Raw genomic sequence first — 12,587 nt, 5'->3', positions numbered from 1 at the left:
CGGGAGCCCGAACCGGCGGCCGCGGCCGACTCGGTGCGCCAACGGGGTGTGTCGCCTCAGGTCCCAGCGGGCCGGGTGCGTGCATGCCTCGAACGCCCACCCGTATCCTGGTCGCCCGCGCCGGGCACCGCACTCCCACCGCCCGCGCCGCCGGACGATGCCCGTCCCGTCCCTGACTGCCCTGCCACGAACCGGACATCACCATGACTGTGCGTTACGAGAGCGACACCGAGCCCGCGCCGGCGGACGAACCGGCGGCCACCACCGACACCGAGGCCCAGCCGGGGCCGCGCGAGGCCATCGGCAGGTACGCCGAACTCGGCGGCTTCACCCTGAACGCCGACACCCACCCCTGGTACGCGGCCGGCGATGCCATCGGCAGCCCCGAGGACGCCCGCGCCGCCTCCACCGTCCTCGCCGAGCTGCGCAGCCGGGACGTGCCGGCCGTCCGAGCCGCCGTCACCGAGCTGGTCGCCCCCGGCGGCCTGGGCGAGCCCGACAGCGTCATCGCCCTCGGCCTGGTCGTCGACATCCTGCGGCGGGTACAGGGCACCTCGGCCAAGCTCCGGCCCGAGGCGTACGCCGCCGACCTGGCGGCGCTCACGGCCGCGACCGCGGGCTCCCGCTGGCGCAAGGAACAGGGCGTCAAGCTCTCCTGGGGCCGGCGTCGGGCCCTGCGCGCCGAGGCCAGGCAGCTGGCCGCGGGCGGCCGCACCCGGCGGGCCGACCTGCACGAGGCGCTGGCCGCGGCGGCGGCCGAGCGCGCCGATTGGACGGCCCTTGCGGGCGCCGCGCCCGCCGCCGGCAAGGTGCGTCCGGTCGTGCCGGCCGACGCGACCCGCTGCACCGAGGCCGCGCAGGCGGTGGAGGCGCTCACCGACGCGGTCCGCGCGCTCGGCCGGCTGCTGCCCGGACGCGATCTGGAGAAGGCCCCGCTGGGCGAGCTGGCCGACCTCATCGACCGCCTGGCCGCCGACGAGGGCACCCTCTACCGGCTGCCGACGCTGCGCGCGCTCCGTGCTGAGCTGGACGAGGCCGGGCTCGCGGACCTCCTCGAGGAGCTGGCGGAACGCCAGGCCGACCGCGAGGCCGCCATCGCCGCCTACGACCGCCGCAGCGACGCGGCCGACACCGCCGACGGTGGCGTCGAGGCGGCCCGTCAGGTGCTCGCGGCCGGTCCGCGCACGGAGGTCGACCCCGGCGCGGAGCTGACGCCGGCCGCTCCGGAGGCGCCGGTTGCCGAGCTGGTGGAGATTCCGGCGGCGCGGCCGGAGACCGTGATCGAGGCGGAAGCGGTCGAGGCTGCGCCCGAGACCCAGGCCGAGCCCGTGCCCGTGCCCGTGCCCGTGGCCGCGGCTGAGGTCGAGGCGGCGGCAGAGGCTCGGACGGAGACCGAACGGATTGAGGTCGTGGCCGAGGAGGCCGCGGAGACCGAGGCCGTGGTCGAGGTCGCAGCCGCTGCGGAGCCGGCCGAGGCCGCGACCGAGCCCGGGACCGAAACCGAGGGGGCGGCGGAGGCCGTGGCGCCCGAACCCGAACCCGAGCCCGTGGCCGAGGTTGAGGGCGAGTGTGGGGCCGAGGCCGTCGCGGAGGCCGGGACTGAGTCCGAGACCGAGCCGGTCGCGGAGGTCGAGGTCGAGGCAGAGCACCGGCCCGAGGCCGTGGTCGAGCCCGAGGCGGAGCCGGCCGTCGAGGCCGAAGCGATGGTGGAGCCCGAGGCCACCTCGGAGCCGGTGGCCGAGGCCAAGGCCGCGCCCACGCCCGAGCCCGCGCCGGAACCGTCGGCTGTGTCCGCCTCCGCTCCCGTCGCCGAGGCCGGGGAGCCCGTGACCGAGGCCGCAGCCAAGCCCGAGCCCGCCCCCGAGTCGGACCGCCCCAAGCGGGTCCGTCGCCCGAGGAAGCCCTCGCTCACCGCGGGGCAGCCGATCACCGCCTACTCGTCCACCGAACTGCGTTCCCTGGTCCGCTGGATCGACAGCGACGGTGTCGAGCGCACCGACGACGATCTTCTCCGCGCGGCCATGAAGGAGCTCGGTTTCACCCGCCTCGGCCCCCGGATCAAGGAGGCGCTCGGCGCGGCCGTCGCCGAAGTCCGCGGCTGACGCCCGGACAACCGCCGAAGGGGCGGCCGGTTCCACCGCTCACCGAGCGCCGGAACCGGCCGCCCCTCGTGCTACGCCCGTGCGACGGCCCTGAGCCGCGCGGCGAGGGCCGGGACGTCGACCGGCCCGGTGGTGTCCACCCGGTGGACGGGTCCGAGGGCGAGCGGTTCGGCGCCGCGCACCCACAGGTCCCAGTCGCCGTCCTGGCCGCCGGCCTCGGGGTGGATGGGATGCCGTTCGGGGGTGCGTTCGGCGAACCGGCGCCGGGCGACCGCCGGCGGCACGTCGCACCACACCTCGTGCACCCGGTCCGGCTCGCTCACCCCGGCGCGCCGCAGCCCGGCGCGGACGAACGGCCGCAGGTGCGCCAGGAACGGGCTCTCCAGCACGGCCTGCCCCCGGGCGTCCGCCAGTAGCGTCCACAGGGTGTCGGCCGAGGCCGCACCGAGGGCCCGGCTCCACTCGCGGGCATCGCAGCCCGCGGGGCGCACCGGGGCCAGCGCGTCGGCCAGGGTCTCCTTGACGGAGTCCTTGCTGAACAGCGGAAGTCCCAACTCCCGTGCCAGCGACCGGGCGAGCGTGGTCTTGCCCGCGCCGGGCAGTCCGTTCACCAGTACCGTGAGCATGATCGGACCATAGCGCAAGAGGCCGCGGCCCTCTGGCCGCGGCCCCTCAACCGGCTTCGGGTCAGGAGACGTTGAGCGCGGTGTCGTCGATGACGAAGCTGGTCTGCAGCGAGGAGTCCTCGGTGCCGGTGAACTTGACGGTCACCGACTTTCCGGCGAACGAGGACAGGTCGAAGGTCTTCTGGACGTAGCCGGCGGACGCGTTGGTGTTGGAGTAGCTGGCCAGCGTGGTCGAGTTGGCCTGGACGGTCAGCTTGTCGTACGCGGTGCTGCCGGTCTCGGCGGTGTCGATGTGCAGCCAGAAGCTGAGGGTGGCCTTGCAGCCCGCCGGGATGTTCACGGTCTGCGCGAGGGTGTCGGTGTGGGTGGAGCCGTAGCCGTCCAGCCAGGCCTTCCAGCTGCCGGAGTGGGCGGGCTCACTGCCGGAGTTGTCGATGACGCCGGCGGTGGCGGTCCAGGGCGAGGCGCTGCCGGTCTCGAAGCCGGAGTTGCCGAGCAGCTGGGCGCCGGTGCAGCCGCCGGAGGAGCCGGTGACCGTCCAGGTGAAGCTCGCCGAGCCGCTGGCGTTGGTGGAGTCGGTCGCGGTGACGGTCACGTTGTAGCTGCCCGCCGTGCTCGCGGTACCGGTGATCAGGCCGGTGGCGGAGTCGATGGACAGTCCGGCGGGCAGCCCGCTCGCGCTGTAGCCGAGGGTCTGGCCGGGGGCCGAGTCATGCGCCGACACCTGCAGGCTGACCGAACCGCCCTGCGCGGTGGTCTGGTTGCCGGGGTTGCCGACCGTCACGGTGTTGCCACCGGTGCTGCCGCCGGAGGTGAAGGCGGCGGTGCCGTTCGGGGTGCCGAGGCCGGTCGGGCCGTCGTAGCCGGTGCCCGCCGTGCAGAGGTAGGACGGGGAGCAGCTGCCGTTGGCGCCGCTGGTCACGTCGTTGAGCGAGCCGGTGTGCGAGTACGGGTACGAGGCCGGGGAGCTGCCGGCGGCGGGGGTGCCGGCCAGCGCGTACACGCTCGCGATGATCGGGGAGGAGGCGCTGGTGCCGCCGTAGACCGCCCAGCCGCTGCCGCCGTAGGTCTGGTAGACCGCCAGGCCGGTGGCCGGGTCGGCGACCGCGGAGACGTCCGCGACGGTGCGCATCGAGCAGCCGCTGTCGCTCTGCCAGGAAGGCTTGGGGTCGTAGGCCGAGCAGCCGGAGCCCGCGCCCTCGCCGCCGGAGCTGCTGCCCCAGACGCTCTCGCTCCAGCCGCGGGCGTTGGAGGCGCGGCTGAGGCTGGTGCCGCCGACCGAGGTCACGTACTGCGAGGCCGCCGGGTACTCCACGCCGTACCCGGAGTCGCCGGAGGAGACGGTGATGGCGACGCCGGGGTGGTTGAAGTAGCTGCTGTCGGAGCTCGGGTCGGTGGAGTCCTCCGAGCCGCCGTAGCTGTTGGAGACGTACTTCGCGCCGAGCGCGACCGCCTCGTTGACCGCCGCGCCGAGGTCGCTCATGTTCGCGCTGTTGGCCTCGACCAGCAGGATGTGGCAGTTGGGGCAGATCGCGCTGACCATGTCGACGTCGAGCGAGATCTCGCCGGCCCAGCCGGAGTCGGCGGTCGGGTAGTTGCTGCCGCCGTTCTGGTCGACCTTCTTGAAGCAGCCGTTGGCGGTGGTGCAGGCGGGCAGGTTGTACTGCGAGCGGTAGGCCGCCAGGTCCGACTCGGCGTTGGGGTCGTCCTGGGCGTCGACGATGGCGACCGTGGCACCCGATCCCGCGGAGGACGGGAGGTTGTAGGCGGAGGCGAGGTCGCTCGGGCCGTAGCCGGAGGGCGTCGCGTTCGGCGCCAGGCTCCGCACGGACTTGATGTCGGTGCGGGCCAGGGCGAGACAGGCCATCTCGCCGGGGTGGCTCGGGGCCGCGCACAGCCGCTTGGTGTGGACGGCCGAGGCCGGTGTGCTCGTGGTCGCGGTCGCACTCGGGGCGGCGAGCCCGAGCAGCCCGGTGGCGGCCATCGCCATGGCCGGCAGGGCGGCGAGAAGTCTGCGCGGTCGCGGCAGGCGCGGACCGGTGGGGGAGTGGAAGCGCAAGGGTGGACCCTCCGTGGGGGCGAGGGCGCGGCCGGCCTGGGTCGCAGCCGGGGCTCGTGCCCGTGTTGACGGTGCTCGGCATGTGCTGAGCGGCCGCGGCTGATGGCCGCGTGCCGACGTCTTCGCGCGGTACGGGAGTTGCGCTGTACGAATGCTGCGCGGTACGGGAGTTTGGAACTCCGGTGCCGAGGGCAGCCGTTGGACACACCATCCGGCGGGCCGGCGGGCGGATCGCGCACGGCTGCACCAGGATGGCGCGGCCATGACGTTACTGACGGGTTGCGGTCGGGGACAAGGCCGGGCGCGCAGCCTTTACCGCCGCTTGTCCATCAATTGCCCTGCGGCATAGCGGAGCTGGCGCATGCCTGCGGCACGTGCCGTCGCCCGTCGGTGAAGTCGCTGGTCAGGCGGGTGGCTCGCCGATGTCCTCGGCCCAGAGCTCGGGACGGGCGGCGATGAAGTCGGTCATCAGACGGACGCAGTCCGGGTCGTCCAGGAGGGTGATCCGTACGCCGTGCCGGGCCAGCCAGTCGTGGCCGCCGGTGAAGGTGCGGGACTCGCCGATCACCACCCGGCCGATCCCGAACTGCCTCACCAGGCCGGAGCAGTACCAGCACGGCGAGAGCGTGGTGACCATCGTGGTGCGGCCGTAGTCGCGCAGCCGGCCCGCCGCGCGGAAGGCCGCGGTCTCGGCGTGCATGGACGGATCGCCGTCCTGGACCCGGCGGTTGCGGCCGCGGCCGAGCAACTCCCCGTCCGGCCCGAACAGTGCCGCCCCGATCGGGATGCCGCCCTCGGCGAGCCCGGCCCTGGCCTCCTCGACCGCGACCGCCAGCATCTGCTGTGGATCCACTGCCGCACCTCGCCCGTGTCCGCCGCCGGTTGTGGGGTCGTCCGCTTGGACGGTATCCCAAGCGGACGGCCCGGTGGGGCGGATCGGGCGTCGAAACGGAGCGGGGGCAGGCGTTCGGGGCCCACCATCCTGCTCCGCGGCGACAGCCGCGCCACCGGAGGTGCGCGGCGAAGTCGCGGACGGCCGGCCAGGAGCGCGGGGCGTCACTCCCGGGACGGATCCCGGTCCCCCTCGAGTCGGCCCGTTGCTGGCGGACGACCGTGAGGTCACCCGGTCATCCGTCAGTCCGAAGGGTGAGCGGACCGCCGTGTCGCCCGACCGGGCCCTGGGGTCAGCCCCGGCGGAAGGCGCCCAGGAACAGCTTCAGCGCATCCGGGTCACCGAAGGTCTCCAACTGCTCGGGAGCGCGGCGCTGCCAGAGCAGGAGCAGCAGGTCGGAGGCGGTGCCCCGGACGGCGGCGGCGCCCGTGCCGTGCTCCTCACGCACCTGCCAGGCGCCGTCCACCGCGCGGACGGACCACTCACCGGGTCCGTCCGTGGCGTGCAGGTGCAGCCCCTCCTCGGGGAGGCCGGCCGGCGGGGTGGAGCCGAAGTGGGCCAGGAACTCGGCCACGCCGTCCACCGCCAGCTCGCGCTCGACCGGCTCGTCGCGGCCGACGGCGGCCAGCGCGTCCCAGGCGTGGACGGCGGTCTCCTGGGCCATCCGGCGCTGGATGAATCCGGCGTCCTGACGGTCGGACCAGGTCCAGCGGGGCAGCTCGGGGTCGAGCCGCTCCAGGACTGCCGCGCACCGCTCGAGGGTCCCGGCGAACCAGGCGAGCAGTTCGTCCTCGGCCGGGCGCTCGGGCTCGACGTAGTCGTCGAAGCCGGCGATCTCGCCGTCGGCGATCATGGTCCAGAAGATGTACACCTCGCCGGTGTGCCAGACCAGATCGGCGACCGTCCACTCCGGGCAGCTGGGGACGGCCGAGCGGAGGTTGCCGGCGGCGGCCTCGGCCAGGCGGGCGCCGTCGCGGCGGAGTGCGTGGATGTAGTCGGTTCGGTTCACGGGACCAGACGCTATCGAACCGGTCGAAGAGGGGGCCACACCATCCCTCGGAATGTGATCCGATATCAAAAATCACAAATAAACGGGCAGTTTGACATTCAGTGATAACTGAACGATAACTGCCGCATGAGCGCACTGGCGGGCAATGCCTCGGACACCGGCCGCCCACCCGTCGGCGGCAACCCCGCCCATCCGGAGTTCTGGAGTCTGCCCGCCCAGGAGCGGGCCGCCGCCTTCACCCGGCTGCGCGCCCTGGAGCGGCCGCCTTTCTGCACCGACCCGCGGACCGGTCGGGGTTTCCACGCCCTGGTCAGGCACGCCGACGTGGTCACCGCCAGCCGTACGCCCGAGATCTTCGTCAGCGCCCCCGGGGTCACCACCCCCGAACCGGCGCGCTGGGTCCGCGCGCTGTTCGGCGACTCCATGGTCAACCTGGACGACCCCCGCCACGCGGACCTGCGTCGGATCGTCTCCCGGGCCTTCACGCCCCGCCTGATCATCGAGACCACCCGCAACGCGCTCGCCCACGGGCTGCACCTGCTGACCGTTCACCCCGATCAGCGCGAACTGCTGCTCTCCGACCTCGACCGCCACCTCGGCGGCGCGGTCGAGGAGATCGTCCGGTACGCGACGCCGATCATCCAGTTCCGCCGCACCCTGGCGGCCGACCACCGGCTCGGCGGCGCGGAGCTGGCCAGGGATGAGAAGGTGGTGCTCTTCTTCGGCTCGGCCAACCGCGACGAGGCGGTCTTCACCGATCCGGACACCTTCGACGTCACCCGCTCGCCCAACCCGCACCTCGGATTCGGCGGCGGCGGTCCGCACTTCTGTCTCGGCGCCTATCTGGCGCGCCAGGAGATGAAGGTGCTGCTGCGCGAGCTCTACACCCGCCTGCCCGGCCTCCGCTCGGTCGGCGAACCCGAGCTGATCCCCTCCAGCTTCGACAACCGGGTCAGGTCACTGGGCTTCACCTTCACCCCGCCCGCCCGCTGACCCGGCTCGGTGCGGCCGGCCCGGGCCGGGGGCGGGTCCGAAGCGGCCGGGGCGCGAGCCCGTCCGGCCCGGCGGCGGGTGCCGAGGACCGGACGGCGCGGCCGCGGGCTCCCCGGTGAGGAACGCGGTGGACCCGCTCAGCGCGGCCGGCTCGTGCGGCTCAGGCGGGGTGGGTGCCGACCGCGTCCCGGACCTGCTCGCCCAGGCCGCCGTCGCGGCGGGCGCAGTTGGCGCAGCAGAAGAACTTGCCCGAGACCTCGACCCCGTGCCCGATGATCCGCACCTGGCAGTACTCGCAGCGGGGCGCCAGCTTCTCCATGGCGCACTCGAAGCTGTCGAACGTGTAGCTGTCGCCGGTGACCGTCCGGATCTCGAAGGCCAGCCAGTAGTCGTTGTTGCACGTGTCGCAGACCGCCATGGGGGAGTGTCCCCTTCCCTGTCTTGGTTCGGTTCCCGGGCCGGGCCCGGCCGGGCGTCTTTGAGTCTCTGGCGGGTCCGGGGAACCGGCAATCGGCGCGCGGCCGAACGGATATCCGAACCGGTCCGCGCGCGGATAATTGGGAGCACCCCTCGCGAGGAGGCAGCCATGATCGTCAGAATCTGGGAGGCGCAGGTCACGCCGGAGCGAGCCGACGAGTTCTGCGCCAAGCTCGTCACCGAGGTGCTCTCGGGGCTGGACCGGGCCGACGGCTTCGGGGGTGCCGAGCTGATGCGGTCCGCGACCGACACCGACCACCGGATCCTGGTGATCACCCGCTGGCGGGACGAGGCGGCGGTCCGCGCCTACGCTGGGCCGATGTGGCGGATCCGCCCGGTCTGGGCCGAAGGCGAGTTCGGCTTCCTGCGGCACCCGCCGACCGTCTCCCACTTCATCCCGGTCGGACCCGACTGAGACCGCCCGGAGGACGGTGCTGTACGGGGACACGGAGGACACGGGAGGAGAGGAGCGCGCCGCCCGCCCGGAGGAGCCCGGCCGGTCATCCGCCGCTCACCCGGATGTCGGCACGGATCAGTACACTCCGACGATGACTCAAGAAGTACGGGGGAACCCTCCGGTCGAGCCGGCGGGCGAGTCGTTCACGGGCCACTACGTGGTCTGCGGCGGGAACGCGCTCGCACACCGGCTGATCCGTGAACTCATCGAGCAGTACGACGTCCCGGTGGTGGCTGTGGTCCCGGACCTCACCCGGGATCACGGCCCGAACATCCTGCAACTGCCGGGCGTCGCGGCCGTACTGGAGCACGCCACCATCACCGGTGAGGCGCTGCGCGCGGCCCAGTTGGAGACCGCCCGCGGGATCGCCCTGGTGGACGCCTCGGACCAGGAGAACATCCACGCCGCGCTGAACGCGCAGGGCCGGAACCCCGGAATCCGGGTGGTCTTACGGATGTTCAACCAGCGGCTCGGCGAACACATCGAGCACCTTCTGGACAACGGCTCGGCGCTCTCCGGTTCGGCCACCGCGGCACCAGCCTTCGCCGCCGGCGCGCTCGGGCGGCCCAACTCGGTGCGGGTGGGCGACCGTTACCTGTACGTCGCGTACGACGACGACATCCGCGCCAACCAGATCTGCGTGGTGGCGGACCGGATCGACCGGCAGGACCTGGAGCGGCTGCGGCTGCTGCCGGACGCCGGCGGCCGGGCGGCCGAGTTCATCGCGCTGGCCCGGAGGTTCGGCGAGGAGGGCCCGATCGAACTGGGGTCGAGCGCGGGCCCCGGCGCGCGGCCGGACGCCGGCGGGATCGCCGCACTGCAGGCGCTCACCAGCGAACCGCCGCTGGCCATCGGGTGGTTCACCAGGCTGCGCTGGGGGGTGTTGGACACTCTGCGGTTCTTCACCAGTGCCCGGCTGCGCCTGGTACTGATCACCGCCATGGTGGCGGTGCTGGTCGGCGCGATGGTGATCTGGTACTTCAACGGAAGCCTGGCCTGGGCGTTCTACTTCACCCTGCTGGACATGGCGGGCGCCGCGCAGCCGGACCAGCCGGGCACGGTGGAGCAGGGGGCGCTCTGGCAGCGGGCGGCCCAGGTGGTCATCACCTTCTGCGGGATCACCTTCGTCCCGGTGCTCACCGCGATCGTGGTGGACGCCCTCTCCACCGGACGGCGCGGCCTGCCGAGGGCGCCCGGCGCGGGCACCCGGGACCACGTCATCGTGGTCGGCCTCGGCAACGTCGGCACCCGGGTGGCGACCCTGGTCCGGGAGGCGGGGGTGCCGGTGGTCGGCATCGAGCGGGATCCGCAGGCCAGGGGTATCGCGGCGGCCCGGGCGCTGGGCATCCCGGTGGTGGTCGGCGAAGGCCCGTTGGAGAGCCAACTGCGGCGCGCCCGGGTCAGGTTCAGTCGGGCGGTGGTCGCGGTGACCAGCGACGACGCGACCAACCTGGAGGCGGCACTGGAGGCCCGGGCGGTCCGCCACGAGGTGCGGATCGTGGTCCGGCTCTTCGACGACGACTTCGCCCGCCACGTCTACGCGACCCTGGGCAACGTGGCCTCCCGCTCGGTCTCCTACCTCTCCGCGCCGGCCTTCGCCGCCTCGCTGATGGGCCGGGACGTACTGGGAACCCTCTCGGTCTACCGGCATGTGCTGCTGATAGCCGAGCTCGCCGCCGAGGAGGGCAACGCGCTGGCCGGCCGGAACCTGCACGACATCGAGGACCCGGGCGGGGTCCGGGTGATCGCCGTACGACTGGCCAGGCGCCCCGAGGACTACCAGTGGAACTTCGCAGACCGGGCGAGGAAGCTGCTCCCCGGTGACCACATCGTGGTCGCCGCCACCCGGGCCGGCCTGGCCCGGATCAACGCCCTGGTCCCGTCGGAGACGCCCCAGGAGCAGGCGGCGAACCCGTAGGGCCTGTCCGGCGGTCCTTTCCGGACACGCGACGCCGGGGCGCGGGGAACCGCCCGGCCGCACACCACGGCGGTGCAGGGTTCCCCGCGCCCGGTCTCCCGTCGCTGCCCGCGGCGGGACTACCGGTTCTGGAAGGACGGCTTGCGCTTCTCGGCGAAGGCGGCCATGCCCTCCTTCTGGTCGGCGGTGGCGAAGGCGGCGTGGAAGAGGCGGCGCTCGAAGCGGACACCCTCGGCGAGGGTGGTCTCGAAGGCCCGGTTCACGCTCTCCTTCATCATCACGGCCGCCGGGGCCGACATCGCGGCGACCTTCTCGGCGGTGGCCAGCGCCTCGGTGAGCAGGTCGGCGGCCGGGACGATCCGGGAGACCAGGCCGGCCCGCTCGGCCTCCTCGGCGCCCATCATCCGCCCGGTGAGGCAGAGTTCCATCGCCTTGGCCTTGCCGATCGCCCTGGTGAGCCGCTGCGAGCCGCCGATACCGGGGATGACGCCCAGCTTGATCTCCGGCTGGCCGAACTGCGCGGTGTCGGCGGCGAGCAGGATGTCGCAGAGCATCGCCAGCTCGCAGCCGCCGCCCAGCGCGTAGCCGGCCACGGCGGCCACCACCGGCTTGCGCAGCCGGCCGAGCTCGTCCCAGGGGCCGAGCCAGTCGTCCAGGTAGACTTCGGGGAAGCGGTTGTCCTGCATCTCCTTGATGTCGGCACCGGCCGCGAAGGCCTTCTCCGAGCCGGTGATCACCAGACAGCCGATCTCCGGATCGCGGTCGAAGTCCTTGGCGGCCGCGACCACCTCGGTCATCAGCCGGGTGTTCAGCGCGTTCAGCGCCTTCGGCCGGTTGAGCGTGATCAGCCCGACCCGGCCCCTGCGCTCCACCAGGATCGTCTCGTACTCGGTCATCGACTCTGACTCCCACTGCTGTTCGGCGGCGTACGCCCTGACGAGGCAACAATCCCGGACCGAGGCCGTCCGGCGCCAGTCTCGCCAGGCGAGACGATGGTCACCCGAGCCCGGCGGCCAGGCCCAGACCGCCGTCCGGCTGCGGCGCGAAGAACCGGGCGACCTCGTCCGGGGTGACCTGGGAGAGCGCGGCGGGGGACCAACGCGGGTTGCGGTCCTTGTCGACCACCTGGGCGCGGATGCCCTCGACCAGGTCATGGGTGTCGAGGGCGGCGCAGGAGACCCGGTACTCCTGCTCCAGGGTCTGGGCCAGCGTGGTGTGCGTACGGGCCCGGCGCAGCGCCGCCAGCGTCACCTTGAGCGCGGTCGGGGACTTGGCCCGGATCTGCTCGGCGGCCTCCTTGGCCTCCACCACGCCGCAGCCGAGCAGCCGGTCCAGGATCTCCTCCACGGTGTCGGCCGCGTAGCAGGTGTCGATCCACTCCCGCTGGGCGGCGATCTCGGCGGCCGGGGCCTCGGTGGCGAACTCGCGGACCGTCTCGGCGGCGTCGCCCGTGGCCAGCGCGCCGGTGAAGGCGGTCAGTGAGCGGGCGGGGACGAAGGTGTCCGCGAAGCCGAGCAGGATCGCGTCGCCGGGGCCCATGGAGGCGGCGGTCAGGGCGAAGTGGGTGCCGAGCTCGCCGGGGGCGTGGGCGAGCAGGTGGCTCCCGCCGACATCCGGGACCAGCCCGATCCTGGTCTCCGGCATGGCCACCTGGGAGCGTTCGGTGACCACCCGCACGGCGCCGTGCGCGGAGAGGCCGACGCCGCCGCCCATGGTGATGCCGTCCATCACCGCGACATAGGGCTTGGCGTAGCGGGCTATGGCGAGGTTCAGCAGGTACTCGTCCCGGAAGAACCGTCGGGCGCGGGCGCCGCCGAGCTTGGCGTCATCGTGCAGGGCGCGGATGTCCGCGCCGGCGCACAGACCGCGCTCACCCGTGCCGGTCAGCACGACGGTGGCGACGCCCTCGTCCGCGGCCCAGGCGTCCAGGGCCTCGTGGATCCGCAGCAGCATCCCGTGGGTGAGCGCGTTGAGGGCGCGCGGCCGGTTGAGCACGATTCGGGCGGCGCGGCCGTCGGTGTGCAGGGTCAGGTCGCTTGCGTCCGTCGTCATGG

Annotated in this window: 11 protein-coding genes; 4 read left to right on the top strand and 7 right to left on the bottom strand. The window is 73.4% G+C overall.

What is annotated here, in order from left to right; all coding sequences use genetic code 11:
- Positions 1 to 203 precede the first annotated feature (203 nt).
- Complete coding sequence (locus ACWDAK_RS08015) at positions 204 to 2,102, top strand: hypothetical protein (protein ID WP_427393224.1); 1,899 nt, start codon at positions 204 to 206, stop codon at positions 2,100 to 2,102.
- A 71-nt stretch (positions 2,103 to 2,173) separates the two neighbouring features.
- On the opposite strand, the gene ACWDAK_RS08010 is transcribed toward ACWDAK_RS08015, so the two are convergent.
- The 4 genes from ACWDAK_RS08010 to ACWDAK_RS07995 all read right to left on the bottom strand — a co-directional run bounded on the left by ACWDAK_RS08010 (position 2,174) and on the right by ACWDAK_RS07995 (position 6,688).
- On the bottom strand, positions 2,174 to 2,728 hold the full coding sequence (locus tag ACWDAK_RS08010; protein WP_427393225.1) for an AAA family ATPase: 555 nt from the start codon (positions 2,726 to 2,728) through the stop codon (positions 2,174 to 2,176).
- 61 nt (positions 2,729 to 2,789) lie between these two features.
- Positions 2,790 to 4,718: a putative Ig domain-containing protein gene (locus ACWDAK_RS08005; protein WP_427393270.1), complete on the bottom strand. Its 1,929-nt coding sequence runs from the start codon at positions 4,716 to 4,718 to the stop codon at positions 2,790 to 2,792.
- Between the two features lie 472 nt (positions 4,719 to 5,190).
- Positions 5,191 to 5,625 carry a nucleoside deaminase gene (locus ACWDAK_RS08000; RefSeq protein WP_344637121.1) on the bottom strand — a complete coding sequence of 145 codons (435 nt, stop codon included), beginning with the start codon at positions 5,623 to 5,625 and terminating at the stop codon, positions 5,191 to 5,193.
- 346 nt (positions 5,626 to 5,971) lie between these two features.
- A complete protein-coding gene (locus ACWDAK_RS07995; protein ID WP_427393226.1) occupies positions 5,972 to 6,688 on the bottom strand; it encodes a maleylpyruvate isomerase family mycothiol-dependent enzyme in 717 nt (238 codons plus the stop codon).
- A gap of 126 nt (positions 6,689 to 6,814) precedes the next feature.
- Here ACWDAK_RS07995 and ACWDAK_RS07990 point away from each other — a divergent pair, with 126 nt between their 5' ends.
- Positions 6,815 to 7,681 carry a cytochrome P450 gene (locus ACWDAK_RS07990; RefSeq protein WP_427393227.1) on the top strand — a complete coding sequence of 289 codons (867 nt, stop codon included), beginning with the start codon at positions 6,815 to 6,817 and terminating at the stop codon, positions 7,679 to 7,681.
- 160 nt (positions 7,682 to 7,841) lie between these two features.
- On the opposite strand, the gene ACWDAK_RS07985 is transcribed toward ACWDAK_RS07990, so the two are convergent.
- The gene (locus tag ACWDAK_RS07985) at positions 7,842 to 8,099 is read right to left on the bottom strand and encodes a Prokaryotic metallothionein (RefSeq protein WP_344637072.1); all 258 of its coding nucleotides are present in this window, start codon (positions 8,097 to 8,099) and stop codon (positions 7,842 to 7,844) included.
- 168 nt (positions 8,100 to 8,267) lie between these two features.
- Here ACWDAK_RS07985 and ACWDAK_RS07980 point away from each other — a divergent pair, with 168 nt between their 5' ends.
- Positions 8,268 to 8,573 (top strand): antibiotic biosynthesis monooxygenase family protein, encoded by a 306-nt coding sequence (locus ACWDAK_RS07980; protein WP_344637071.1) that lies wholly within the window; start codon positions 8,268 to 8,270, stop codon positions 8,571 to 8,573.
- A 133-nt stretch (positions 8,574 to 8,706) separates the two neighbouring features.
- Positions 8,707 to 10,533, top strand: coding sequence for an NAD-binding protein (locus ACWDAK_RS07975; protein ID WP_344637070.1), 1,827 nt, complete (start codon positions 8,707 to 8,709; stop codon positions 10,531 to 10,533).
- A 119-nt stretch (positions 10,534 to 10,652) separates the two neighbouring features.
- Here the strand turns inward: ACWDAK_RS07975 and ACWDAK_RS07970 are convergent, their stop codons facing one another.
- On the bottom strand, positions 10,653 to 11,429 hold the full coding sequence (locus tag ACWDAK_RS07970; protein WP_344637069.1) for an enoyl-CoA hydratase: 777 nt from the start codon (positions 11,427 to 11,429) through the stop codon (positions 10,653 to 10,655).
- Positions 11,430 to 11,529: 100 nt separating this feature from the next.
- Positions 11,530 to 12,585, bottom strand: coding sequence for an enoyl-CoA hydratase/isomerase family protein (locus ACWDAK_RS07965; protein WP_427393228.1), 1,056 nt, complete (start codon positions 12,583 to 12,585; stop codon positions 11,530 to 11,532).
- Positions 12,586 to 12,587 lie beyond the last annotated feature (2 nt).

The sequence above is a fragment of the Kitasatospora sp. NPDC001175 genome (assembly GCF_053598215.1).
Note: the sequence above shows the minus strand (reverse complement) of the source record. Positions and strands in the feature narration are given on the sequence as shown.

What these genes read in the sequence shown, in the direction of transcription:
- ACWDAK_RS08015 (WP_427393224.1), top strand. Translation starts at nt 204, where the DNA reads ATGACTGTGCGTTACGAGAGCGACACCGAGCCCGCGCCGGCGGACGAA.
- ACWDAK_RS08010 (WP_427393225.1), bottom strand. Translation starts at nt 2,728, where the DNA reads ATGCTCACGGTACTGGTGAACGGACTGCCCGGCGCGGGCAAGACCACG.
- ACWDAK_RS08005 (WP_427393270.1), bottom strand. Translation starts at nt 4,718, where the DNA reads ATGGCGATGGCCGCCACCGGGCTGCTCGGGCTCGCCGCCCCGAGTGCG.
- ACWDAK_RS08000 (WP_344637121.1), bottom strand. Translation starts at nt 5,625, where the DNA reads ATGCTGGCGGTCGCGGTCGAGGAGGCCAGGGCCGGGCTCGCCGAGGGC.
- ACWDAK_RS07990 (WP_427393227.1), top strand. Translation starts at nt 6,815, where the DNA reads ATGAGCGCACTGGCGGGCAATGCCTCGGACACCGGCCGCCCACCCGTC.
- ACWDAK_RS07985 (WP_344637072.1), bottom strand. Translation starts at nt 8,099, where the DNA reads ATGGCGGTCTGCGACACGTGCAACAACGACTACTGGCTGGCCTTCGAG.
- ACWDAK_RS07980 (WP_344637071.1), top strand. Translation starts at nt 8,268, where the DNA reads ATGATCGTCAGAATCTGGGAGGCGCAGGTCACGCCGGAGCGAGCCGAC.
- ACWDAK_RS07975 (WP_344637070.1), top strand. Translation starts at nt 8,707, where the DNA reads ATGACTCAAGAAGTACGGGGGAACCCTCCGGTCGAGCCGGCGGGCGAG.
- ACWDAK_RS07970 (WP_344637069.1), bottom strand. Translation starts at nt 11,429, where the DNA reads ATGACCGAGTACGAGACGATCCTGGTGGAGCGCAGGGGCCGGGTCGGG.
- ACWDAK_RS07965 (WP_427393228.1), bottom strand. Translation starts at nt 12,585, where the DNA reads ATGACGACGGACGCAAGCGACCTGACCCTGCACACCGACGGCCGCGCC.